Source organism: Scandinavium sp. M-37 (assembly GCF_043558715.1).
GTDB classification, from domain to species: Bacteria; Pseudomonadota; Gammaproteobacteria; order Enterobacterales; family Enterobacteriaceae; genus Scandinavium; species Scandinavium vulneris_A.
Genome location: NZ_JBIGIN010000015.1, coordinates 96,921 through 120,260 on the forward strand (window position 1 = coordinate 96,921; position 23,340 = coordinate 120,260).

General features: G+C 55.4%; 25 protein-coding genes and 1 pseudogene. 14 read left to right on the plus strand and 12 right to left on the minus strand.

The genetic code is table 11. The annotated features are described in order from the left end of the window. Positions 1 to 13 precede the first annotated feature (13 nt). Entirely contained in the window at positions 14 to 541 is a 528-nt protein-coding gene (locus tag ACG0Z5_RS12825; RefSeq protein WP_394447881.1) for a GNAT family N-acetyltransferase, read from the plus strand. A 165-nt stretch (positions 542 to 706) separates the two neighbouring features. Continuing rightward, entirely contained in the window at positions 707 to 1,105 is a 399-nt protein-coding gene (locus tag ACG0Z5_RS12830) for a YfeC-like transcriptional regulator (RefSeq protein WP_394447883.1), read from the plus strand. Between the two features lie 91 nt (positions 1,106 to 1,196). Here ACG0Z5_RS12830 and ychH read toward each other — a convergent pair whose 3' ends face one another. Then, positions 1,197 to 1,472: a stress-induced protein YchH gene (ychH, locus tag ACG0Z5_RS12835; protein WP_394447885.1), complete on the minus strand. Its 276-nt coding sequence runs from the start codon at positions 1,470 to 1,472 to the stop codon at positions 1,197 to 1,199. A gap of 271 nt (positions 1,473 to 1,743) precedes the next feature. Between ychH and pth the strand changes: the two genes are divergently transcribed. Continuing rightward, positions 1,744 to 2,328, plus strand: a complete 585-nt coding sequence (pth, locus tag ACG0Z5_RS12840) for an aminoacyl-tRNA hydrolase (protein WP_394447887.1) — start codon at positions 1,744 to 1,746, stop codon at positions 2,326 to 2,328. Between the two features lie 115 nt (positions 2,329 to 2,443). Next, positions 2,444 to 3,538, plus strand: coding sequence for a redox-regulated ATPase YchF (gene ychF / locus ACG0Z5_RS12845; protein WP_394447889.1), 1,095 nt, complete (start codon positions 2,444 to 2,446; stop codon positions 3,536 to 3,538). A 75-nt stretch (positions 3,539 to 3,613) separates the two neighbouring features. Here ychF and ACG0Z5_RS12850 read toward each other — a convergent pair whose 3' ends face one another. Further along, complete coding sequence (locus ACG0Z5_RS12850) at positions 3,614 to 4,105, minus strand: DMT family transporter (RefSeq protein WP_394447891.1); 492 nt, start codon at positions 4,103 to 4,105, stop codon at positions 3,614 to 3,616. 9 nt (positions 4,106 to 4,114) lie between these two features. After that, positions 4,115 to 4,549: a DMT family transporter gene (locus tag ACG0Z5_RS12855; protein ID WP_394447893.1), complete on the minus strand. Its 435-nt coding sequence runs from the start codon at positions 4,547 to 4,549 to the stop codon at positions 4,115 to 4,117. 100 nt (positions 4,550 to 4,649) lie between these two features. On the opposite strand from ACG0Z5_RS12855, the gene ACG0Z5_RS12860 reads away from it, so the two are divergent. Further along, positions 4,650 to 5,579 (plus strand): LysR family transcriptional regulator, encoded by a 930-nt coding sequence (locus tag ACG0Z5_RS12860; protein ID WP_394447895.1) that lies wholly within the window; start codon positions 4,650 to 4,652, stop codon positions 5,577 to 5,579. Between the two features lie 107 nt (positions 5,580 to 5,686). Further along, a complete protein-coding gene (locus ACG0Z5_RS12865) occupies positions 5,687 to 5,848 on the plus strand; it encodes a hypothetical protein (RefSeq protein WP_394447897.1) in 162 nt (53 codons plus the stop codon). A gap of 69 nt (positions 5,849 to 5,917) precedes the next feature. Here the strand turns inward: ACG0Z5_RS12865 and ACG0Z5_RS12870 are convergent, their stop codons facing one another. The 3 genes from ACG0Z5_RS12870 to ACG0Z5_RS12880 all read right to left on the minus strand — a co-directional run bounded on the left by ACG0Z5_RS12870 (position 5,918) and on the right by ACG0Z5_RS12880 (position 9,219). Next, positions 5,918 to 6,232: a hypothetical protein gene (locus ACG0Z5_RS12870; protein WP_394447899.1), complete on the minus strand. Its 315-nt coding sequence runs from the start codon at positions 6,230 to 6,232 to the stop codon at positions 5,918 to 5,920. A 164-nt stretch (positions 6,233 to 6,396) separates the two neighbouring features. Beyond that, positions 6,397 to 7,188: a hypothetical protein gene (locus ACG0Z5_RS12875; protein WP_394447901.1), complete on the minus strand. Its 792-nt coding sequence runs from the start codon at positions 7,186 to 7,188 to the stop codon at positions 6,397 to 6,399. Between the two features lie 51 nt (positions 7,189 to 7,239). Continuing rightward, positions 7,240 to 9,219 (minus strand): alkyl/aryl-sulfatase, encoded by a 1,980-nt coding sequence (locus tag ACG0Z5_RS12880; RefSeq protein ID WP_394447903.1) that lies wholly within the window; start codon positions 9,217 to 9,219, stop codon positions 7,240 to 7,242. A 223-nt stretch (positions 9,220 to 9,442) separates the two neighbouring features. On the opposite strand from ACG0Z5_RS12880, the gene ACG0Z5_RS12885 reads away from it, so the two are divergent. The 4 genes from ACG0Z5_RS12885 to ACG0Z5_RS12900 all read left to right on the plus strand — a co-directional run bounded on the left by ACG0Z5_RS12885 (position 9,443) and on the right by ACG0Z5_RS12900 (position 14,977). Beyond that, positions 9,443 to 11,788, plus strand: a complete 2,346-nt coding sequence (locus ACG0Z5_RS12885) for an FdhF/YdeP family oxidoreductase (RefSeq protein WP_394447905.1) — start codon at positions 9,443 to 9,445, stop codon at positions 11,786 to 11,788. 278 nt (positions 11,789 to 12,066) lie between these two features. Next, a complete protein-coding gene (locus ACG0Z5_RS12890; RefSeq protein ID WP_394447907.1) occupies positions 12,067 to 12,564 on the plus strand; it encodes an SH3 domain-containing protein in 498 nt (165 codons plus the stop codon). 57 nt (positions 12,565 to 12,621) lie between these two features. Continuing rightward, on the plus strand, positions 12,622 to 13,572 hold the full coding sequence (locus ACG0Z5_RS12895) for a hypothetical protein (protein WP_394447909.1): 951 nt from the start codon (positions 12,622 to 12,624) through the stop codon (positions 13,570 to 13,572). Positions 13,573 to 13,603: 31 nt separating this feature from the next. Further along, the gene (locus ACG0Z5_RS12900) at positions 13,604 to 14,977 is read left to right on the plus strand and encodes a serine/threonine protein kinase (protein WP_394447911.1); all 1,374 of its coding nucleotides are present in this window, start codon (positions 13,604 to 13,606) and stop codon (positions 14,975 to 14,977) included. A gap of 177 nt (positions 14,978 to 15,154) precedes the next feature. On the opposite strand, the gene ACG0Z5_RS12905 is transcribed toward ACG0Z5_RS12900, so the two are convergent. The 6 genes from ACG0Z5_RS12905 to ACG0Z5_RS12930 form a co-directional block, all read right to left on the minus strand. Continuing rightward, a complete protein-coding gene (locus ACG0Z5_RS12905) occupies positions 15,155 to 15,535 on the minus strand; it encodes a cytosine permease (RefSeq protein ID WP_394447936.1) in 381 nt (126 codons plus the stop codon). Between the two features lie 61 nt (positions 15,536 to 15,596). Further along, positions 15,597 to 17,093: a histidine ammonia-lyase gene (gene hutH / locus ACG0Z5_RS12910; RefSeq protein ID WP_394447913.1), complete on the minus strand. Its 1,497-nt coding sequence runs from the start codon at positions 17,091 to 17,093 to the stop codon at positions 15,597 to 15,599. Then, the gene (locus ACG0Z5_RS12915; RefSeq protein ID WP_394447915.1) at positions 17,090 to 17,884 is read right to left on the minus strand and encodes an ABC transporter ATP-binding protein; all 795 of its coding nucleotides are present in this window, start codon (positions 17,882 to 17,884) and stop codon (positions 17,090 to 17,092) included. The genes hutH and ACG0Z5_RS12915 overlap by 4 nt, the downstream gene beginning before the upstream one ends. Before the next feature lies 1 nt (position 17,885). Beyond that, positions 17,886 to 18,617, minus strand: a complete 732-nt coding sequence (locus ACG0Z5_RS12920; RefSeq protein WP_394447917.1) for an ABC transporter permease — start codon at positions 18,615 to 18,617, stop codon at positions 17,886 to 17,888. Between the two features lie 9 nt (positions 18,618 to 18,626). Beyond that, positions 18,627 to 19,346, minus strand: coding sequence for an ABC transporter permease (locus ACG0Z5_RS12925; protein ID WP_394447919.1), 720 nt, complete (start codon positions 19,344 to 19,346; stop codon positions 18,627 to 18,629). A 12-nt stretch (positions 19,347 to 19,358) separates the two neighbouring features. Next, complete coding sequence (locus tag ACG0Z5_RS12930; protein ID WP_394447921.1) at positions 19,359 to 20,204, minus strand: transporter substrate-binding domain-containing protein; 846 nt, start codon at positions 20,202 to 20,204, stop codon at positions 19,359 to 19,361. A gap of 206 nt (positions 20,205 to 20,410) precedes the next feature. Between ACG0Z5_RS12930 and ACG0Z5_RS12935 the strand changes: the two genes are divergently transcribed. The 4 genes and pseudogenes from ACG0Z5_RS12935 to ACG0Z5_RS12950 form a co-directional block, all read left to right on the plus strand. Then, positions 20,411 to 20,953, plus strand: a complete 543-nt coding sequence (locus tag ACG0Z5_RS12935) for a HutD family protein (protein WP_394447923.1) — start codon at positions 20,411 to 20,413, stop codon at positions 20,951 to 20,953. Positions 20,954 to 21,146: 193 nt separating this feature from the next. Beyond that, positions 21,147 to 22,832: a urocanate hydratase gene (hutU, locus tag ACG0Z5_RS12940; protein WP_394447925.1), complete on the plus strand. Its 1,686-nt coding sequence runs from the start codon at positions 21,147 to 21,149 to the stop codon at positions 22,830 to 22,832. A gap of 153 nt (positions 22,833 to 22,985) precedes the next feature. After that, a pseudogene (locus ACG0Z5_RS12945) lies at positions 22,986 to 23,089 on the plus strand (SymE family type I addiction module toxin); the annotation flags it as partial. Positions 23,090 to 23,158: 69 nt separating this feature from the next. After that, positions 23,159 to 23,340: transposase (locus ACG0Z5_RS12950; protein ID WP_394447927.1), on the plus strand; the 182-nt coding region annotated here is incomplete at its 3' end.

The following is a 23,340-nucleotide window of genomic DNA, read 5'->3' on the forward strand; positions in this document are numbered from 1 at the left end:
GGGAAGGATAACGATGCAAACTCACGCCCCGCGCCTGGAGACCGAACGCCTGGTGTTACGCCATTTTACCGTGGATGATTTTGACGACCTGGCGGCCTTCTGGGCCGATCCACAGGTGGTGAAGTTTATCGGCGGGGAACCGCAAAGTGCGGAGGTAAGCTGGAGCCGACTGCTGCGCTACATCGGCCACTGGCAGGTGCTGGGTTACGGTTACTGGGCGGCGTTTGAAAAGCAGTCCGGACGCTATGTCGGATCGTTTGGTTTGCAGGATGCGCGTCGGGATCTCACCCCCGCGCTGGCTTGCCCCGAAGCGGGCTGGGCGCTTACCCCTACCGTACACGGAATGGGCTATGCCAAAGAAGCGTTAGAGGCAATGCTGCACTGGGCCGACCGTGAACTCGGCGGCCCGCTGTGCTGCATTATTGATGAGGATAATCTGCGTTCCGTTCATCTGGCGGAACGTTTCGGATTTACTTACCAACATGACGTCATCTACCACGGTAAACCGGTACGCATGTTTACCCGCCCCGCTGCACGCTGAGGCTGTTTCACATTGCGAGCATGCTCGCAATGATTAACAAAACCCGTCATGCGTTCAACTAAAAGGATGCTATAAAATGAAGCTCTAATAGCCACCATCATGATTGCAGGAAGCAGCATGTTCAGGGAAAGAACGCGATAACGCTGAACGTGCGTCATACGCACAATGAAAATAACCCTTCTCCGTAAAATGAGTACCAGCGAACTGGCAACCCTTGTCGGGGTGACAACCCAGACCGTTAACCGTTGGATCCGAAAGCATCACTGGGCAACCCAAAAAGTGATGGGCGTACAAGGTGGCCGGGGTCGGGTGATTGTTATCACCCCGGCGGTCAGAGACACGCTGGCCATAACCCGAAAGCTTCGCAAGCTCACGCTGAGATTGCAGGCGGAAGAACCAGACCCCTTTTACCAGGCGCAGGAAAACGATCCGCTGTTACGCAAGATTCAGGCGAAATTGCTGAAGATGACCACCACCGAGAAGCAGCGATTATTGGATCTGCTGGAGCGAGACGATCGGAGTGCTGTTCTGATGCACGTGAGTATGGCTGAGCCAAGCGAGTAAGCGTCAGGCGAAAAAAATCCGGAAATGCGCAGCATCTCCGGATCGTATCTGTTCATGGGGTCATTTCCCCAACTCATCACACCGTTCAGGCTTAGCTGTGATGCTGGCCATTGCGACGACAGCGCTTATCAAAGTGGCGCACCCACCAGTATCTGTCGCTTACCTGTTCGTGGCCGCTCACGCGGGCCCCTGCCAGCCACAGTACCGCGCCGAGGAAAATGCTCAGCACCGCGCCGTGTGAGAAATATTGCGGCAGGTCAAATTGAGGCAGTTGGTTTAAAATTGAGTAACCCACCCCAACGACCATGACGACTAACCCTAAACCCATGAGCACGTTACCGAGTCGTGAAGCGTATCTGCGTTTCATATGTCACCTCCGGAACTTTGGGTTGACAGGGAATACCCCTGGTCCTTGTGTGTAAAGTATAGACAACACTTTGCTTGTTAAGTGCGTAGGCGATCACAATTACGAACATCTGGATAACAAAACTTTACAAATAACAGACTGAACTATATGAATTTATAATGGTTCATCGACGTAACTATCCGCTTCGCCTTGCCTGCCTGGCGCAATTGTGTCAACCGCTGCGATTACAGTACACTACGCGCCAGATTTCGACTCACCCAGGAATAACAACGTGACGATTAAACTGATTGTCGGGCTCGCCAATCCAGGCGCGGAATACGCGGCTACCCGCCATAATGCCGGGGCATGGTACGTGGATTTACTGGCGGATCGTTTTCGCGCCCCGCTACGCGAGGAGAGCAAATTCTTCGGCTACACCTCTCGCATCAACCTCGCGGGCGAAGATGTACGCCTGTTGGTACCGACCACCTTTATGAACCTTAGCGGAAAAGCGGTGGCGGCAATGGCGACCTTCTTCCGCATCGCGCCGGATGAAATTCTGGTGGCACATGATGAACTGGATTTACCGCCGGGGGTGGCGAAATTCAAACTCGGCGGCGGTCACGGCGGCCACAACGGCCTAAAAGACATCATCAGCAAACTCGGCAATAACCCTAATTTTCACCGTTTACGGTTGGGAATTGGTCATCCGGGCGATAAAAACAAAGTTGTCGGCTTCGTGCTGGGTAAACCTCAGGCTGCTGAGCAGAAGCTGATTGACGACGCGGTTGACGAAGCGGCACGCTGCACGGAAATCTGGCTGAAAGACGGCCTGACTAAAGCCACCAACCGCTTACACGCTTTTAAAGCACAATAACGCCCGGCAGGCGGCAATTTTGCCCCGCGCCGTGTATAATAGGCGAAGTTATTTACTTTTATGCAATCTGTTCAACGTAACAGATTGATTACCAAAGATTAAGGTGATTTACATCATGGGATTTAAATGCGGTATCGTCGGCCTGCCTAACGTCGGCAAATCCACCCTGTTCAACGCGCTCACCAAAGCGGGTATCGAAGCGGCCAACTTCCCGTTCTGTACCATCGAGCCGAACACCGGTGTCGTGCCGATGCCCGATCCGCGTCTTGATGCGCTGGCTGAAATCGTGAAGCCGCAGCGTATTCTGCCGACTACCATGGAATTCGTCGACATCGCCGGTCTGGTGAAAGGCGCATCCAAAGGCGAAGGTCTCGGTAACCAGTTCCTGACCAATATCCGTGAAACAGAAGCTATTGGCCACGTGGTTCGCTGCTTTGAAAACGACAACATTATCCACGTAAATAACAAAGTCGACCCGGCTGATGATATTGACGTTATCAATACTGAGCTGGCGCTGTCTGACCTCGACACCTGCGAACGCGCCATTCATCGCGTACAGAAGAGAGCCAAAGGCGGTGATAAAGACGCGAAAGCGGAACTGGCGGCGCTGGAAAAATGCCTGCCTCAGCTGGAAAACGCCGGTATGCTGCGCGCGCTGAAGAATCTGACTGACGAAGATAAAGCGGCAATCAAATATCTGAGCTTCCTGACCCTGAAGCCAACCATGTACATCGCTAACGTCAACGAAGACGGTTTCGAAAACAACCCATACCTCGACAAAGTGCGTGAAATCGCCGCTGGCGAAGGTTCCGTTGTGGTTGCTGTATGCGCCGCCGTTGAATCCGACATCGCTGAACTGGACGACGCCGACCGTGAAGAATTCATGGCCGAGCTGGGTATTGAAGAGCCAGGTCTGAACCGCGTTATCCGCGCTGGTTACGAACTGCTGAACCTGCAGACCTACTTCACCGCTGGCGTGAAAGAAGTTCGCGCGTGGACCATCCCTGTTGGCGCGACTGCCCCGCAGGCTGCCGGTAAAATCCACACCGACTTCGAAAAAGGCTTCATCCGTGCGCAGACCATCGCCTTCGAAGACTTCATCACCTACAAAGGTGAACAAGGCGCGAAAGAAGCCGGTAAGATGCGTGCCGAAGGTAAAGACTACATCGTTAAAGATGGCGACGTGATGAACTTCCTGTTCAACGTCTAAGTCTCCCTTCTGCTGTACACAGTGAAAATCCACGCTCCCGCGTGGATTTTTTTATGGGCGCTTATCGACTAATGCCTAATTGTTTACGGCACTCTTTTCAAGCGCCTTCTTATCCTCAGGCACCGTCGTTCTGCCGCTGGAGTAGATAAAGAACAGCGCGATCCCTAAGCAGATCACTGCCCCGAGACGGCTGATCGAGAACGGGATCGACGCATTGTCCAGCCAGCCAAAGTTATCGATGAGCATACTCATAGTTAACTGACCGAATATCACCGCCACCGTGGCGACCGCCGTGCCGATACGTTGCACGGCCAACACCATAACAACAATGTAGGGAACGCCGAACATCGCCCCCAGCAGTTGCCATTTAGGAACATCCATCAGGCTCAGGGCATGTTTAGGCTCAAAGAAAAAGATAAGCAGGCCGGTCACCAGCGCCCCGACGGAAAACGTCAGGAACGCGCTTTTGAAGACCCCCACTTTACTGCCCAGTTGCCCGTTAATGGCGGCCTGAATACTCAGGGTGGCGCCACCGGCCACTGCTAAAAGAATCATAATAATTGTCATGTCGTTACCTTACCCCTGTGCAACCAAAATCAGTGCCGCAATGATGAAAACCAGCGCGATAATGCGTTTGTTGTCGATTTTGCGACGCGCTGTTCCCAGCAGACCATAGTGATCAATCACCAGGCTTTTAAACACCTGACCCGCCAGGATGCCGATCATCGTCATTGCGATGCCAATAGCCGGGGTAACAACGGTCAAAATGATCACGTAGACAGGCCCCAGGACGCCGCCCAATAATGTCCATGAAGGCTGTGAAAAAAACGACGCGCTGTTTCGCGGGCTGAAAAACAGCATCAGCAGAAAGGTCAGTGCAGCCCCGACCCCAAAGATGCTGAACGTTGCCCATAAGTCACCCACTTTACTGCCCAGCGGCCCCAGCAATCCTGCCTCTACGGACAGCCCCATCCCTGCGGCAATGACGAGTAAAATCAATAATACCTGCATAGCAAAATAGTCTCCCATTATTCAGATGGTGAAGACTACCCATGTTCGGCGATGAGAAAAATGCCATAATGCAGGAAACACCTGTGCAGGATATGCATTAATGAATAACCCCGGAAACATGAGCATTCGCTCGTTACTGCTCTTTATTGAGGTGTATGAAACCCAGAATTTTTCCGGGGTGGCACGTCGGGAAGGGATCTCTGCCTCGCAGGTTTCACGCGTCATCCATCAGCTAGAGGATGCCCTCGGTCAGCAGTTGTTTTACCGTAATACCCGGGCTGTCATCCCCACCGAAAGTGGCCATCTCTTTATCCGCTATGCGCGGGCGATGGCCACTAATCTTGAAGATGCGCGTCGGGAACTGGATGCCAGAACCCAGGAGCCGTCCGGGGTTATTCGGATCAATGCCCCGGTATTTTTCGGGCAGCGTCACGTCGCCCCCGCCCTGCCCGGCCTGACCGAACGTTATCCCCGGCTCAGCATCGAACTGACATTAACCGATGATTTTATCGATCCGCATCGGGATGCCGCGGACGTTATCTTCCGTATCGGTGCGTTGACCGACTCCTCTTTTCACGCGCGAGTGTTCGGACAGCAGTTTTATCATTTGGCGGCGTCACCGGACTATCTGCGTAAGAACGGTACACCTCAGAAGCCAGAGGACCTGAACCACCACAAATGTCTGGTCTATCGTGGCTCATCCGGGCCGAATCGGTGGTTAGTGCGCCAGCCTGGCGGGGAGTGGGTCCACTACCCCGTCTCGCCGTTGATGTTATCCAACAATGCGGAAACGCTGCTGATCGCCGCGTTGGGTGGGATGGGCATCGTGCTTTTCCCTGACTGGCTTATTGGGGAGCGATTACAAAGCGGCGAACTGGTTGAGCTGCTCCCGGCAATGGAAACCTCTATCAAGACCGAGCCACAGAACATCGCGGCAATCTATCCCAATGCCCGGCACCCGCCGCTTAACGTGCGGACGGTCATCGATTACTATATTGATGTATTCGGCAAACCGCTTTACTGGCAATAAACACTCCCCGCTCCCCTTTATTATTTGTTAAAATAACGGCCCTGGCGTCAAATACGTTGTTTTTCACACGGACGTTATTTATACAATAATCAAATGATGGAGCGAAAATGAAGTATATCTATGCCCTGCTGTTGAGCGTGGGATTATCAGGCTGTACCGCAAATGATTGGATAGATGCTGCGGGTGGAATAATGCAGGCAAAAGACCAACAAGAAAAAGATGCCAGAAATAAGCGTATAAAAGCCGCTAACAAGGCAGCCGGCTACTAAGCGTCAAACCCATTTACGCCTTCCTCTTCCCGCTGTTGAGCGTGAGAAGAGGAAGGGTATTAACTAGGTTTACTGACTGAATACGCCCTTCGCTCTCGCCTGCTGGCAAGTGATATAGCCGTAGTGTTTGCGCTTTCCATTCTTATCGAACGCCACATAAAATGGCATGGACTCTGCGTCTTTTTTCAGCGTGTAGTTGATGCATGTCCCGTTAATTTCAGGCACAGCCATCTCACTGTCTGGTTTACCTCCCGCAGCCATTACCGAGCTTTTTGTCGCATCAGTGGCATACGTCGCCTGCACCAGCGGATCGTTATCAAACTTCATAAAACTAACACTACAGGCACTCAATAAAGGCACAATCAAAAAAGGTGTATAACGCATAAAATATCCTTCCGTAGAATATAATAACCCACAAAATTAATAAAACAGACCCGGCATTCGGGCCCGGTAATAGACTTCCTCTCTATTTTATGCAAATTCCGGAAGAGTAAAATTACCGGGCTAATGGTCACTGCATTTAATTAAAAGGATTTACCCCGACCGTATTAATCGAGGAACTGCAGGTTTAACCCGAAGAAAATCTGCCAGCGCGGCTGGCCTGGGCCGTGGTCTGCCACCGAACCTTGCGGTTCGACAAAGAAGTTGTAGACGGTTTTATCCTGCTTGATAACCTGTCCGATCCCTAAACCCAGTGGCACGCTGTAGCTGTCATTCTGGAAGTTGTAGACCCAGATTGGCGCGGCTCTCAGATAGGTGCCCCCGCCCAATTGATAGAATAAAAATGGCTGGAATGTGCCGAGATTCACATCACTGCGATTATCTTCTCCCGCAAAACTATGCTGCCATGAGGCGAGATAACCGTACTGGAATTTTGGCGAACTGGCGTCAAAGAGCACGTTGACCAGGCCCGCTGACCATTTTTCTGTTCCCAGCGCATCTTCCGTTGCGGTCGGCGCCGTAATTTGCGGACCAAAACCAAAACTCACTGCTGGATTACCGGTATCAATCAGCCATGAAGCAAACAGATTTAAATCACCCAACCCTGTTTTATGCCCGCCGGTCGGTGCCACAGGATAGGTATTAATCGGTAATGAACCTCGCAATAGCCAATGGCTCTCACCTAACGAAAAAGGTTGCGCGTAACGGAACCAGAACTGATTCGCATCCTGGTCTGTGCCGCTGACATCCCCGATGTAATAGTTCTGCATATTAAAGGCAGTCATATTCGCCAGCGGGTTGTTGGCCTGTGCCGCATCGGGAGCATGATCTTCAGCGGCGAACGCATAACTGGAAGCAAGGCATAAAATTGAAGGCAAAAATGAGTAGGAAAGACGCATAGGATCACCTGATTAAAATCCCCTGCGGCGCGCAAGCCGCAGGGGAACACGTTATGGTGTGACGATGTTGAACCAGAACTCAAACTTGTCCATGTAGCCCAACATTTCGTCGAGCTTGGCCCCGTTCCCCGTTACCTTCACATCACCTTTATCTTCAGCCTGTTTCAGGGTCTCTTCTTTCAGGATGATCTTATTCAGCGTTTCGCGGTTCAGCGTAATGCTCGCATCTGCGTCTTTCGCTTCGGCACCCGCAGTATGGTTCAGTACGCCATTTTCCAACTCAAGCTTATATTTGCCGCCGTCGCTGCCGAGATCGACATTAAATACCGCTTTGGCGTTGGCCGCTTTTTCACCATTGATATGCACCCCGAGGTAATCGAAGAACATCTCAGGTGTCATCGCTTTCACCGTATCCGGACTTGCCGTATTAGGTGTCGGTAATTTCTGAACGCCATTACGCAGTTCCTGCGCCCCGGCCAGGTAGAAGTTACGCCACGGGCCTGATTCAGCCTGGTATCCCATTTGCTCGAGGGCATCCGCTTCCAGATTACGGGCCGCTTCGTTGTTTGGATCGGCGAAGACGACTTTACTCACCACCTGCGCAACCCAACGGTAGTTCCCCTGGTCGTAATCGGCTTTCGCTTTTTTCAGGATGTTATCGGCACCACCCATATACTCGACGAATTTCTTCGCTGCTTCTTCTGGCGGCAGTTCATCGAGGGTTGCCGGGTTGCCATCGAACCAGCCGAGGTAAAGCACATAGGTGGCTTTAACATCGTGGCTCACTGAACCGTAATAGCCACGGCTTGCCCAGGCCTTAGCCAGGCCGTCAGGAAGTTTGAAATTGGCAGCAATTTCATCCCGTGTCAGGCCGGTGTTAGCCAGACGTAAGGTCTGATCGTTGATATAGCGATACATATCACGCTGGCCTTTCATCAGGTTAACGACGTTCTCGTTCCCCCACGTTGGCCAGTGGTGCTGAGCCATGATGATTTCAGCCTTATCACCCCAGCGGTTAATCGCATCATTGATGTATTTTGACCATGCCAGTGGATCACGAATTTTCGCCCCGCGCAGCGAGTAGGTATTGTGCAGCGTGTGGGTGATATCTTCCGCGGCTTCGATGAGTTTTTTCTCTTCGATATACCACAGCATTTCAGACGGTGCTTCAGATCCTGGAGCCATCATGAAATCGTAGGTCAGGCCATCAATGGTCTCTTTTTGCCCGGTTTTGGTGATGTAGTTGGTCGGTGCGATCAACGTCACTGTACCCGCTGAGGTGGTGGTCCCCAGGCCAGCGCCAACCTGACCTTTCGCATCAGGTTTCAACAGGTTGCCATACATATAGCTGGCACGGCGGCTCATGACGTTACCCGCCATAATGTTCTCGGACACCGCTTCGTCCATAAAGCCTGCCGGGGCATAAATCTTCACTTTGCCCGACTTCACATCCGCCTCATCAACAACCCCGCGCACGCCGCCGTAATGGTCCACGTGGCTGTGGGTATAAATCACTGCAACAACCGGTTTTTTACCCCGATTCTTGAAGTATAAATCCATACCTACTTTGGCTGTTTCTGCGGAAATCAGCGGATCAACAACGGTAATCCCCTCTTTACCCTCAATAATGGTCATATTGGATAAATCGAGATTACGAATCTGATACACACCGTCGGTCACTTCAAAAAGACCGCTGATATTGATCAGCTGAGACTGACGCCACAGGCTTGGGTTGACGGTATCCGGCGCTTTTTCGCCTTCTTTGATAAAGGAATATTTCTGCGGATCCCAGACCACATTACCCTGCTCACCCTTTATGACATCGGTAGGGATAGCGGCAATAAAGCCTTTATGCGCGTTGGTGAAATCGGTGTTATCAGAAAAAGGAAGCTGGTTATAGAGTGCGTCGTTAGCTTGTTTGGTTGAAGCGGTCGCTTCTTTGGGGGATTCCTGCGCAAACAGTGGCGTCATTGCAGTGGATGAAAGCAGTCCTGCCAACGCAAGACTTTTGACGATTAGTTTAAGCCTCATATCTCTTCCTCATGGGTAACCCTTTAATACTCGTATTGTCCGAATAGTTACACGCGGTAATATTTCTTTGAATAAAATGACAATATTTGTCTTTGAACCTCATCGAGCTCAAATATAACCAAACAGTTACGCTTTTACAAATTACTATACAAATAGCTAACAAAAAGATTTTACTGCCGGGTCTGTGTAAAATAGTTCCTGAAACCCTTCAGCAGGAGCCAATATGAGCAACAAACGACGTGCAGTACCCGGAATAAGACATTACGACGGGCCTGCTGGTGGATGGGGAGCGCTGAAAGCCACGGCGATTGCGGTGCGGACCCAAATGGACACCCTTGACGCCCCCGCCACGTTGCTGCGAACCAATCAGCCGGACGGGTTCGATTGCCCCGGCTGCGCATGGCCGGATAAGGAACATAAATCTACCTTCCAGTTCTGCGAAAACGGTGCCAAAGCTGTGACCTGGGAAGCGACCAGCAAACGCGTTACCCCGGAATTCCTTGCCGCTAATAGCGTCACAGCGCTGCTGGAGAAAAGTGATTTTGAGCTGGAGGGCTATGGCCGTCTGACGCATCCGCTGGTGTACGACCCCGCCAGTGATACCCTGCGTCCGGTCGAATGGGAGCAAGCCTTCGCGCGCATCGGCGAAATTCTGCGCGGGCTGGCCCCGGAGGAGGTCGAGTTCTACACCTCCGGTCGCGCCTCAAACGAAGCCGCGTATTTATTCCAGCTCTTTGCCCGCGAACTCGGCACCAATAACTTCCCCGACTGTTCCAATATGTGCCACGAAGCCACCAGCACCGGTTTACCGCGTTCGATTGGTATCGGTAAGGGCACGGTCTCGCTCGACGATTTTGATAAAACCGAGCTGGTGATTTCCATTGGCCATAACCCGGGCACCAACCATCCGCGGATGATGGGCACTTTGCACGAGTTGGCCCGACGCGGGGTGCCGATCATCGTCTTTAACCCGCTGCGGGAGCGCGCCCTGGAGCGTTTTGCTGATCCGCAGAGCGTTATCGAAATGGCGACCTACAGCTCGACGGATATCGCGTCGACCTATTTCCAGGTCAAGGCCGGGGGCGATGCGGCGGCCTTAAAAGGCATTGCCAAACATCTGCTGGCATTGGATGCGCAACGTGGCGGCGTGCTGGACGCAGAATTTATTCGCACCCACACCGAGGGCTTTGAGGATTTCGCCGCGGATATTCGCGCCACAGGCTGGGATGCTATCGAGCAGGAATCCGGCTTAACCCGGGCTCAACTGGAAAGCGTAGCCACGGCCTACGCCAAATCGAACGCCACCATCATCACCTACGGCATGGGCGTGACCCAGCACAATAAAGGCACCGCCAATGTGCGCTTAATTGCTGACCTGCTGCTGATGCGCGGCAATATCGGCAAACCGGGCGCGGGCATTTGTCCATTGCGCGGGCACTCCAACGTGCAGGGCAACCGCACGGTGGGCATTACGGAAAAACCGACGCCCGCGTTCCTTTCCCGGCTCGAAGAGGTGTTTGGCTTTACCCCTCCGTCAAAACACGGACATGATGCGGTGATGGCGACTCAGGCGATGATTGCCGGGCAGGCCAAAGCGATGCTCTGCCTCGGGGGTAACTTTGCAGTGGCGATGCCCGACCACGCACAGGCGTTCCCGGCGATGCAAAAACTCGATTTGAGCGTCCACGTCGGCACCAAACTCAACCGCACCCATCTGCTGGTCGCCAAAGAAACCTACATTTTCCCGTGTCTGGGCCGCACCGAGCTGGATTTGCAACAAACCGGTCGGCAGTCGATCACCGTGGAAGATTCAATGTCGATGGTTCACGCCTCCTCCGGCAAGTTAAAACCCGCCTCGCCACTGCTGCTCTCAGAACCAGCGATTGTCGCGGGGATGGCGAAAGCGACGCTGCGTCACAGCAAAGTCGCCTGGACCGAACTGATCGCCGATTACGACCGCATTCGTGATCTGATTGAAAAAACCATTCCTGGCTTTACCGATTACAACCAACGGATCCGCGTTCCGGGCGGTTTTCGCATGCCACTCCCACCAACGGAACGTGTCTGGCCCACCGCCAGCGGCAAAGCAATGTTCTCGGTGTTTCACGGCGTTGATGAGAATGCCAAAGGTGAAGGGGAACAGACTTTGCGCATGATAACCCTGCGCAGCCATGATCAGTACAACACCACCATTTACGCGCTGGATGACCGTTACCGCGGCGTGTTTGGTCGACGGGATGTGCTGTTTATGAATGAGGGCGATATGGCGCAGCTCGGGCTGGAGCATGGCGATCGGGTGGATATTGCCACCGCGCTACCCGGCAGTGACCAGCGCTTAGAGGATATTACCGTGGTGGCCTATAACATCGCGCCCGGCTCGGTCGGGGCGTATTACCCGGAAGCCAATGTGCTGGTGCCGCTGAATTATCTGGATGAAGACAGCGGCACCCCGTCATATAAATCGGTGCCGGTCAGGGTCACCCTGCGCTCGAAAGAGATCCGTCCGCTAGAAGCAAAGGCTATTTTGTCGTTTACGCCAAACCCTGACCGTCCTACTGTAAGGCCATAGACGCCAGAGAAGAGATGGATAAAAAGCAGTAATCATTCACGCCATAAATGACTCCCACCCTCGCCGGGAGTCATTCCTTTGGTCCCCCACGTTGAGGTAAATCTCGGCAGAAACCGCTGCCAGCCGCTGCCTTTGCTTATAAATCAAACCGATGCACCAGAAATATCCGTGTAAGCAGCATTGTATTGTTAATCAGGCTATGTAAAATCAACCCATCCGTGCTAAACACTTGTTAAATATCCATACCCAAAACCATTCGAGTTGCAGGGAACGTCAGAATGAAATTGCGAAATTTATTGCCTCTATTGGTCGTCACCGTGCTGGTCGGCTGTAAAGCCCCTGCGCCGAAAATGACTGACGACACCCTGGTCACAAGCCAGGTGAATGGCGTCACGCTTACCCATCGTTATATCGTTGCCGTACCCAAAGAATTTACCTCCATCAATACCAGCTATCGGGCGCTGTATGCCGGTTCAGTCATGAATACGCCTGATTTTGGCGGCAAGGTGCTGGGCGAGCTGGAAAACGGCAAAACCTACACCGTGCTCGGCAGCGTCGAGAACGACTGGCTGGCGATTGCACAAGAAGATAAGCAGGAGCTGATGGGCTACGTGCCGCCGCGCGCGTTGGTGAAAAGCGAGCTGTATGCGCAAACGCTGAAGAAAGATCGCCCGCGTGCCCGGAAGGGTGGCAGCAAAAAAACTACCTGCGTGAACGTGGATAGCAACAGTAAGGCTTGTCAGAACGCCAACAGCGGAACCTGGATTATTAACTAATCTTTATTCTGTCCCCGCGTTTCTGTTTACCCGTTTTTGGATGCATAAAGGAAATCTATGAAATTCTGGCTTTCAGGTGTGGCATTGCTGCTGGCATCTTCTGGCGCCTGGGCGGAAAACTACCGTTTTGTCCAGTCACCCTCGCAGAAGCTGGATATCTGGATTGATAACATCAAAAGTAATTCGCCGCAGAGCTGGTGCGCGAAAGAATTACCGTTGCGCATTGTGGCTAACGGCGATCAGAACCCGTCTATCCTGAACGGGTTTATGCCGCGACTCGGCACGCTGCTCGAAAGCCAGTGTTCGACCCTGCAACGGGTGCATTGGCGAATGGAAGATCCGCAGGGCGCGATGCTGGCCTTTGGTACAGCCGATCGCGACAGCGACTGGGATGTCAACGTGACACCCATTCAGGAAAGCGATGCCGCCGCCCCAACGCAATCCAACGAAAAATCTGTTCCCGCCGACAGAACCCCGTGGCAGGAATTTACCTTGCAGGATGGCTGCCATTTGCGCACCTTCTGGACCGCCGGTTCCGGCGCATCGGCGCTGTTTATCCCCGATGGCCTATGTGAAAAAGGTGGCTGGTTAAGCGGTCGTAGCGAGGTTGTCCAGAGCGGCAGCGCGGGCGAGAAGCGTCTGCCGATGACCTTCGTCCACGGTTTCCCGGTCAGCGGTCTGCGCGACGGGGCCGATGCCAACAGCCTGCTGATTACCACGCTCAACAACGAGCGGATGGTGGTGAGCAACGAACAGGCACCGCAGAGCTGGATGATCCTGCCGTACAAACCTGAACTCAACGCCTGGGTGGCGACCGGCACCATTGCCGTCAAAGTCCCGCGTGAAATGGCGATGGATGAAGCCAGCCTGCAAACGCAGCTCAATCAGGTGCGTAAAGCCTGGGCGGGTTGGCTGGAGCCGAAATCCCCGATGACCCTGCTGTTGATTGACTCGCTGCAAACGCAGTTACGCGATCCGGCAGTCGGCGCATGGCGCACCCAGAATTGATGTTGTCACTTAAAGAGCTGAGATCCGTAGCATGACAGATACCGATTACACACAGCGACCGCCCGACGCTCTGCCCCCAGGTTATCGTTTTGATGAGTTTGAAATTCAGGATGTCATTGACACCAGTAACGACAACATCGTCTACCGCGCCCTGGACCATCAGCTCGAACGTCAGGTGGCGATCCGCGAATTTTTACCGCGCACCCTGACCGTTCGCAGCGAGAGCCAGCGTCTGGTGCCGCGCAGCAAGCAAGATCAGTCGGCGTTTAGCGTCGGGCTGGAGGGGTTTATTCACGAAGCCCGCCAGCTTGCGCGCCTGAATCACCCGAACGTGGTGCAAATTCTGCGTTTCTGGACCTATAACGAAACGGCCTACGCCGCGACCCCGGTTTACAGCGGCGTCTCGCTGGCCGATCTCTTTCAGCAACATCCCGAACAGATCAACGAAGCCTGGCTGCGCCGAATGCTGCCAATGCTCTGCGGGGCGCTGGCGGCGCTGCACGACAAAGGCTTTATCCATTGTCGGCTGTCGCTCAACAGCATCCATATCCAGGACAACGGCCTGCCGCTGCTGCTGGAATTTGGGGCTCTGCGCCAGACCAGCAGTGAAAATGGTGAAGTGAATAAAACGCTGCTGCATCCGGGCTTTACTCCGCTGGAGCAATATTCTGACGATATCGACAATCCGCCCGGCCCGTGGACCGATATCTATTCCCTGGGCGCGATCCTCTACACGCTGATCACCGGCAATCGCCCGCCCGCCAGCGTCACGCGCAGTATTCAGGATAACTGCGTTCCGCTGGCTGAAAGCGCCCCGGAAGGGTATTCCCTGCCGTTGTTGCAGGCCATTGACCGCACGCTGGCCCTGAGACCGGAAGACCGTCCGCAGACCATCGCCGAGTTCGCCGCGCTGGCGGGTATTCCCCTGAACCAGGCCGGGGAACTGCCGTCGGCCAGCCCGACCGGGTCGATGTTAGTTCCGGTGGAGCAGCCGCCGAAAGAACCCAACGCCGCCGAACCCTGGTGGAAAAAGCAGCGCACGCCGTTACAGATTGCCGCTGGCGTGCTGGTGGGTCTGGTCGCCGGAGGGGTATTGTTTGGTCGCAGCGCATCCACCGAGGTGGCGTCCACCGCCCCGGTACGCAGCGCCGCACCAACCGGGACCATCACCAAATCAGCAGGAGCGGGGGCCGCCCTCACCCGGGTGTATATTCACGTGGCGAATGGTGATCAGCTGGAAGTGAACGGCAAAGTGCAGAAAATGCCAACCCCGGTGAACGGCTATGCGGCGGTGCAATTCTCCCCGGGCAAATACCAGCTGACGCTGCGTAACGGGCAGCAGACCCGGAGCGCGACCATCACCGTGGATAAACCCGGCACCTGGTTGATTGACCCGCAGGCATAACACACAAATTGCCCGGCGGCACTTCGCTTGCACAAGCCTACATTCCGATTCCGTAGGCCAGGCACGCGAAGCGCCGCCGGGCTAATTTTTATGACGGGTAAATTGTCTGCGCAGGCAATACTCTGCGATCCAGCTTGTGCAAGCCGATATACAGCAGCGCAGTACCAAACCAGCCGATCATCCACGACACGTCATTCCCGGCAAACAGGTTCCAGTAACCGTCGCGCTGGCCGAGAAGCCGACGTACATCACACACACCAGCGCCAGCGGGATAACTGCCCCGAAGACGCCGAACTGCGCGCGGCTGATTATCATCTGCGGCAAGCCCAGACGTGGACCCTGTAACGCATGCAGCGACATCACCGCCGCGCCAAGAACTTGCCCCACCAGCAGACCCATCAGCGACCACACCACGTCGCCACCCAGCACCACCGCCAGCGCACCGGTGACTATCGCGGTTATCTGTAAATTGCCGCCAAACCACAGCGTGAACTGGCTGAAAATCTGCCCGTGACGCTCGTTATCCGGGATGTAATCAATGGAGCGCGTTTCGGAAATTCGCCCCTGTTTCCGCCCTGCCTGCGGGTCGGCTGATGAAAATGACGACATGGATGCCTCGCTAAAATCCCGGTTGATGATGTTTAAGCACGTTGACCGCTTTGCCAATCTCCGGTGCCAGCCAGCGGTCGTCTTCCCACGGGGCGACGGTTTCGCGCAGCAGCGCCAGACTCTGACGGGTGCCGGGCGCCAGTTTATGTTCACCGTGGAAATGCAGCGCCTGAGCCGCCAGCAGATATTCGATCCCGATGATGTGATACAGGTTGCCGAGAAGGCGATGCAGCTTGAGCGCGCTACCGGTACCGAGGCTTAAGTGGTCTTCCTGCAAAGCGGAAGTCACGAAGTTATCCAGCACTGCGGGCTGGGCAAGCTGTTTATTCTCACCGCACAGCGAGGCCGCCACGTACTGGGCGATCATCATCCCGGAATTGACCCCGGGTTTCGCCACCAGAAACGCCGGTAAGCCGCTCACCAGCGGGTTAACCAGCCGGTCGAGGCGACGCTCAGACATACTGCCCAACTCCGCCATGGCAATCGCCAGCACATCACAGGCCATCGCCACCGATTCACCGTGCGGATTGGCCTGCGACACAACGCGCCAGTTATCCGGCGTGCCGAGCACCAGCGGATTATCGGTGCAGGCGTTGAGCTCAGTTTCAACCTGCTGACGCGCGTGAATAAACTGATCCCGACACGCGCCGTGAACCTGCGGCATTGAGCGCAAACTGAGCGCATCCTGGGTACGAACCCCAACGCTTTCGGCCAGTAGCGCGCTGTCGGCCAATAATCTGCGCAGGCGGGCACCGCTGTGCTGAATGCCCGGGCTGGCTTTCAGGGCGAGGATCTCTTCGTCGAAGGCGACGATTTGCCCGCGCAGCGCTTCAAAACTCATCGCGCCAGTGACGTCTGCCCAATCCAGCAGACGCTGTGCGTCGTCCAGCGCCAGACAGGCCAGGCCGGTCATGCACGGCGTGCCGTTCACCAGGCTCAGCCCCTCTTTCGCACCGGGTGAAATCGGCTTAAGCCCGGCCTCGGCCAGCGCCTGTTCGGCGGGAACTACCGCGCCCCGCCAGCTGACATCGCCGACGCCCATCAGCGCCAGGCCAATGTGTGCCATGTGTGAGAGATAGCCGACCGATCCCTGCGATGGCACCTGCGGGGTAATCTGCTGATTCAAAAACGCCAATAGCTGTTCGATAATCGCCGGGGAGATCCCGGATTTACCATGGCTGTAATTGGCAATCGCTGCGCACATGATGGCCCGAGTTTGCGCCTCATCCAGCAGCGGACCGACGCCACAGGCGTGGCTCAGCAAAGTATTGCGCGACAGCTGGCTGAGTTGTTCTTCCGGCAAACTGATATTGCACAACGCGCCCAGACCAGTGTTAACGCCATACGCCACGTGGCCTGAAGCCACAATCAGGGCCACTATTTCGCGTCCCTGCGCGAGGCGCGACCAGACGCTGTCGCTGAGGGTTAAGGTCGCTTTGCCCCGCGCGACGCGAGCCACATCCTGCCAGCGTAAAGGTTCATCGCCCCACTCTACCGTTGCATTCACAGGGACTGCTCCTTCTGATAATGGCTGGAGATGAACTGCTGAAAACGGGGCGATCCCCGCTCACCAAACAGCGCGTCCGGCGCGCCCTCACAATCGATATTGCCCTGATGCATGAACACCACGCGGTTTGACACATGCCGCGCAAAACCGAGCTCGTGCGTCACCACCAGCATGGTGCGCCCCTCTTCAGCCAGGCTACGCATCACTTTCAGCACTTCACCCACCAGTTCCGGATCGAGCGCCGAGGTCGGCTCATCGAACAGCATCACATCAGGATCCATCGCCAGCGCCCGGGCAATCGCCACGCGCTGCTGCTGTCCGCCGGAAAGCTGGGCCGGGTAATAATCTTTGCGGTTGAGCAGGCCCACGCGATCCAGCAGCTGCTCCGCCTGTTCGATACATTCGCGCTTGTTGCGCTTGAGCACGTAATGCGGCCCTTCAATCACGTTTTGCAGCACCGTCATGTGCGACCACAGGTTGAAGCTCTGGAACACCATCCCGAGGCGCGAACGCAGACGCTCTATTTGTTTAGGGTTCGCCGCCAGCTGGTGCCCACGGGCGTGTTGCTTCATCTCGATGGTTTCCCCGCCGACGCTGACCACACCCGCATCCGGGGTTTCCAGCAGATTGATGCAGCGCAGCAGCGTACTTTTCCCGGAGCCACTGGCTCCCAGAATCGAAATTACGTCACCTTTTTGGGCCTCGATGGAGATACCTTTCAACACCTCAAGCATGCCGAAGGATTTGTGGATACCGCTGACCGACAGGGTGACTGGACGCAAATAGTGCATGTTATTCTCCTTTGCTGGCAGGCTTCAGCGCGAGGGTTCTCGGGCTCTGACGGGTATGGGGCGTCAACCGACGCTCAAGCAGGGCGTACAGCTGGACGATAATAAAGTTGAGGATCAGGTAAATCGCTGCCGCGCAGAGAAACACTTCCATGGTGCGATAGGTCCGCTGAATGATTTGCTGCGCCACGCCGGTGACATCCCACACCGTGACCAGGCTCGCCAGCGCCGTCGACTTCACAAGCAAAATGGCTTCGGTTGAATAGGCAGGCAGCGCATAACGCAACATCACCGGGGCGATAATCCGCCGCAGCAATAGCAGACGTGACATCCCACAGGCGCGCCCGGCTTCAATTTGTCCGGCCGGAATAGCCAGCAGACCGCCGCGCAGGATCTCCGCCGTATACGCCGCCGTACACAGCGCCAATGCCAGCACCGCGCAGATAAACGGCTCGCGCAGCAGTGGCCACAGGAAGCTGTGGCGAATAACGCCAAACTGCCCGAGGCCGTAATAAATCAGAAACAGCTGGATCATCAACGGTGAACCGCGAAACACCAGAATATAGCCCCGGGCAAAGCTGCTCATCACGCGCCATTGACTCATGCGCATCGCCAAAATTCCCAGCGCCAGCACGCCGCCGAGCAGGAAAGAGCAGGCAAACAGTCCCAGCGTTACCGGCAATGCGGCACTCAGTTTGAGGAAGGTGTCGCCGAGAAATGCGAAGTCGATAACCATGTGCGCTCCTTAAGCCTGTGCCACGGTACGGCGCTGCCATGCGCGGTTGAGACGAGTTTCCGCTTTGATAAAAGCCCGGTTCGACAGCAGCGTCAGCAGCAGATAGCAGCCGCCGCCAATCAGATAGAACAGGAAATAATCGCGGGTCGATCCGGCGGCAATCTGGCTGGCGCGCATCAGTTCGACGATGCCAGTCACCGACACCAGGGCCGAATCTTTCAGGCTCATCTGCCAGACGTTGGACAGCCCCGGTAAGGCATAACGGAAAATCTGCGGCAGCATCACCCGTTGCAGAATGCGCCAGCGCGGCATACCGATAGCCTGGGCGGCTTCGACTTCTCCCGGCGACAGCGCCAGACGCGCGGCGCGGTAGACTTCGGCCTGATACGAGGCGGAAATCAGGCCAATCGCCAGGGCGCCAATCAGAAACGGCGGCATTTCGATAAAGCCGTCTGCGCCGAACATCTGGCCGATAAGCGAGACCAGACCGGAGCCGCCGAAATAAAACAGATAGATAATCAGCAGTTCAGGGATACCGCGAAACACCACCGAGTATGCCGAGCCGAACCAGCGAGCTGGCGCGCGGGGCGATAATTTAGCGGAAGCCACCATCCCGCCGACCACCGCGCCTACCAGCAGCGCCGCCATCGAGAGCAGCAGTGTGGTTAGCGTGGCGCTGAGGATCAACCGTCCCCAGCCGTCTTCCCCCAGACCCAGGAAATTCATCATTTTCAACCTCGCTTATGGGGTGACGTCGGCTTTAAACCATTTTTCGCTCAGTTTCTTCACCGTGCCATCTGCCAGTGCCGCATTAATGGCGGTATCGAGTTTGGCTTTCAGTTCCGCATCCGCGGGACGCACGCCCATCGCTTCCCCCTCGCCCCAGATAGGGCCGCTCAGCTGCGGGCCGCTGAAGGTCAGGTTGCTGTTTTCCGGGCGAGCAAGCGTGGAGTTAGCGAAAGTGATATCGTCGAATACCGCGTCGATGCGTTCTGATTGCAAATCAAGTATTGCGTCAGCCGAGCTGTTGTATTCGCGAACGTCGGCCACGTCTTTAAAGTATTTGTCGATAAACGGGGTGTAGACCGTGCCGGAGGCAATGCCGATGGTCTTGCCTTTCAGCGCAGCTTTCAGCGGGGCGATGGCCGCCTGGATCTCTTTTTCGTCATCGTGCAGTTTGATAACGGGCGCAGGCGGCAGCAGTGTCTCTTTCACGGTGATAAACGACGCCGGGGTGGCAGCGTAAGGCACGGTGAAGCTAACGACTTTTTTACGCTCCGGGGTGATGACAATCGCATCCATGATGACGTCGTATTTTCCGGCGTTCAGTCCGGCGATCATCCCGTCCCAGTTCTGCACTACCAGCTTGCACTGGATGCCCATCCGCTGACACAGATTCTCCATCAGCTCAGGCTCAAAACCGCTCAACTTACCGCCCGGTAACGTCAGGTTCCACGGCTCATAGCCCCCTTCTGTGGCGATGGTAATCGAGGTCCTCTCTTTGGCATTCACGCCCCCGGCGCTCAACAGCAGGCCTGAAAGCAGAGTGGTCAGACAGATCCCGCGAAAAGTGGTGCGCTGCTTCATGATGATTCTCCCGATTTCATTAGCGTGTTTCATGCTTAAGGCATGGCGTGCAACAAATGACAGAACATGTATATACAACCATTGACTTTCCATCACACTCGTCGAATGATGGATTTGTGAGCCATGTTGTAAATAATTTGTAATCAAAATGAATCCCAGATGTATCACCATAGCAACTAAACGGATAAAACCAGGGAGTAAGCCCGATGATCACACCCTTTCAGTTAGGTTCGCTGCCGGTCACCCGTTGGAAAAACGGCGGCGGGGAAACCCGTGAAATCATCAATATCGCCTCGCCGGATGCGGCGTTTCTGTGGCGGGCGAGTATTGCCACCCTGCAAAGCGATGGGGCTTTTTCGCTGTTTGATGGTGTCGATCGGGTGATCACCTTGTTGACAGGTGCCCCGCTGTGGCTGCGGGGAGGCGAGGTTAATCATCGGTTGATGCGCTGGCAGCCGTGGGCGTTTGCCGGAGAGTGGCCGCTGGCGACGGAAGGTATCGTCACGCCAGGTCGGGATTTCAACATCATGACCCAACGCAGCCGGGCGACGGCACAGGTGAAGGTGGTTACCACCGCGCAGACGCCCGCTCTCAACGGCGTGGCGTTTGTGTTGCAGGGTTGCTGGGAAATGGCCGGGGAACGCTACCCGGCAGAGAGTGGTGTTTGCTGGCAAGACCAGACCCCGGGCGGGCTGGTTCCGCAGTCGCCCGACGCCACGCTGCTGCTGGCGGAGATAACGCTGCGTTAAATCAGGGTTAAGCCTGTCGGCTATCTGACTGTTACAGCGAGATTTTATAAAAGCGAATGTGATCTACGCTGGAAATCACGTCAAGTTGTATAGACAGGAATGTACATTACCGCTTTTATTGTTACATATTCATAACAAACGCAGCTGCGTTTACCCGATAACCGACACGACTTACGTCTCTGGAAGGAATGACATGACTACCCATCAGACCACTGCCCTCTCCCGTACGGTTCGCGCGCCTCGTGGCGAAAAACTTCACTGCGCCAACTGGCTGATTGAAGCGGCTTACCGCATGATCCAGAACAACCTCGACCCGGATGTCGCCGAGCGTCCGGAAGATCTGGTGGTCTACGGCGGGATCGGCAAAGCGGCACGGAACTGGGAATGCTTCGAGCAGATCCTGCGCTCGCTGGAGTGTCTGCAACCGGAAGAAACGCTGGTTATCCAGTCCGGCAAACCGGTCGCCGTTTTCCGCACTCATGCTGATGCACCGCGCGTGCTGCTCGCCAATTCCAACCTGGTGCCGCACTGGGCCAATTGGGATCACTTCCACGAACTCGATAAAGCCGGGCTGATGATGTACGGCCAGATGACGGCCGGATCGTGGATTTACATCGGCGCACAGGGCATTGTGCAGGGCACCTATGAAACCTTTGCCGAGGCGGGCCGCCAGCACTATAGCGGTGACCTCAGCGGGAAGTGGATCCTCACCGCCGGGCTGGGTGGGATGGGCGGCGCACAGCCGTTGGCAGGCGTGCTGGCCGGGGCATCGGTGTTGGCGATTGAGTGCCAGGAGTCACGGATTGATTTCCGCATTCGGACCCGCTACGTCGATTACAAAGCCACCCGTCTCGACCAGGCTCTGGCCCTGATCGCACAGGCCAATGCCGAGAAAAAAGCCATCTCCGTCGGCCTGCTCGGCAACGCCGCAGAGATTCTGCCTGAACTGGTAAAACGTGCCAAAGCGGGCGGGATGCGCCCGGACATCGTTACCGATCAGACCTCTGCCCATGACCCGATTAACGGGTATTTACCGGCAGGCTGGAGTGTAAACCGCTGGCTGGACGAGCGTGAAACTCAGCCGAAAGCGGTCGAAAAAGCGGCCCGCGCCTCGATGGCGGTACACGTCCAGGCGATGCTCGATTTTCACCATATGGGCGTGCCGACCGTCGATTACGGGAATAATATTCGGCAGGTGGCGCTGGATGAAGGGGTGAAAAATGCCTTTGATTTCCCGGGCTTCGTTCCGGCCTATATCCGCCCCCTGTTCTGCGAAGGCAAAGGCCCGTTCCGTTGGGTAGCGCTGTCGGGCGATGAAGACGACATCCGCAAAACTGACGCCAAGTTAAAAGAACTGTTCCCGGACAATACCCACCTGCACCGCTGGCTGGACATGGCGCAGGAGCGTATTGCCTTCCAGGGCTTACCGGCCCGCATCTGCTGGCTGGGGCTGGGCGAACGCCATCTGGCGGGCCTGGCGTTTAATGAAATGGTGCGTAACGGCGAGCTGAAAGCGCCGGTCGTTATCGGTCGCGATCACCTCGACTGTGGCTCCGTCGCATCACCGAATCGTGAAACCGAGTCGATGAAAGACGGTTCCGATGCGGTGTCCGACTGGCCGCTGCTAAACGCCCTGCTCAATACCGCAGGCGGCGCAACCTGGGTCAGCCTGCATCACGGCGGCGGCGTGGGAATGGGCTTCTCCCAGCATTCCGGAGTGGTGATTGTCTGCGACGGCACGCCGGAAGCGGATAAACGCCTGGCTCGCGTCCTGTGGAACGATCCGGCAACCGGCGTAATGCGCCACGCCGATGCGGGCTATGAACAGGCGGTCGCCTGTGCGCAGAAACATGATTTGAAGTTGCCGATGATGAGGTAACGTTTTACTGAAGTCCTTACGGCACAACATTGAATTGCACCCCAAAGGTTGGCGACCAACTGAGTAAGGTGCTGACTAATAAAGCCGTCGTTCAAAAGGGGGTAACCGCAGGTTATTACACGCCTTTTATACTCCCCGTCTAAGCATATCTGTTATTCACGCCGCCCCAGCCTGCACCTGAAGGGCGACTGGCGGAGGCGGGATTTACTACCGGATCGGGTGTGACGGTGAAAATCACGGAGGGGTGTGTAAGTATCCCGCTTAACCGAACCATTCACTTTTAGAGATCTTCCGACATACTGATTATGTCACCTGAGGAGATCGCTATGCGTAAGATCCGATTCACCGAACACCAGATCATCGCCGTTCTGAAGTCTGTCGAAGCCGGGCGTACCGTCAAAGATGTGTGCCGCGAAGCCGCTATTTCCGAAGCCAGCTACTACAACTGGAAGGCGAAATATGGCGGGATGGAAGCCGCTGATATCAAAAAAATCAAAGATCTTGAGGA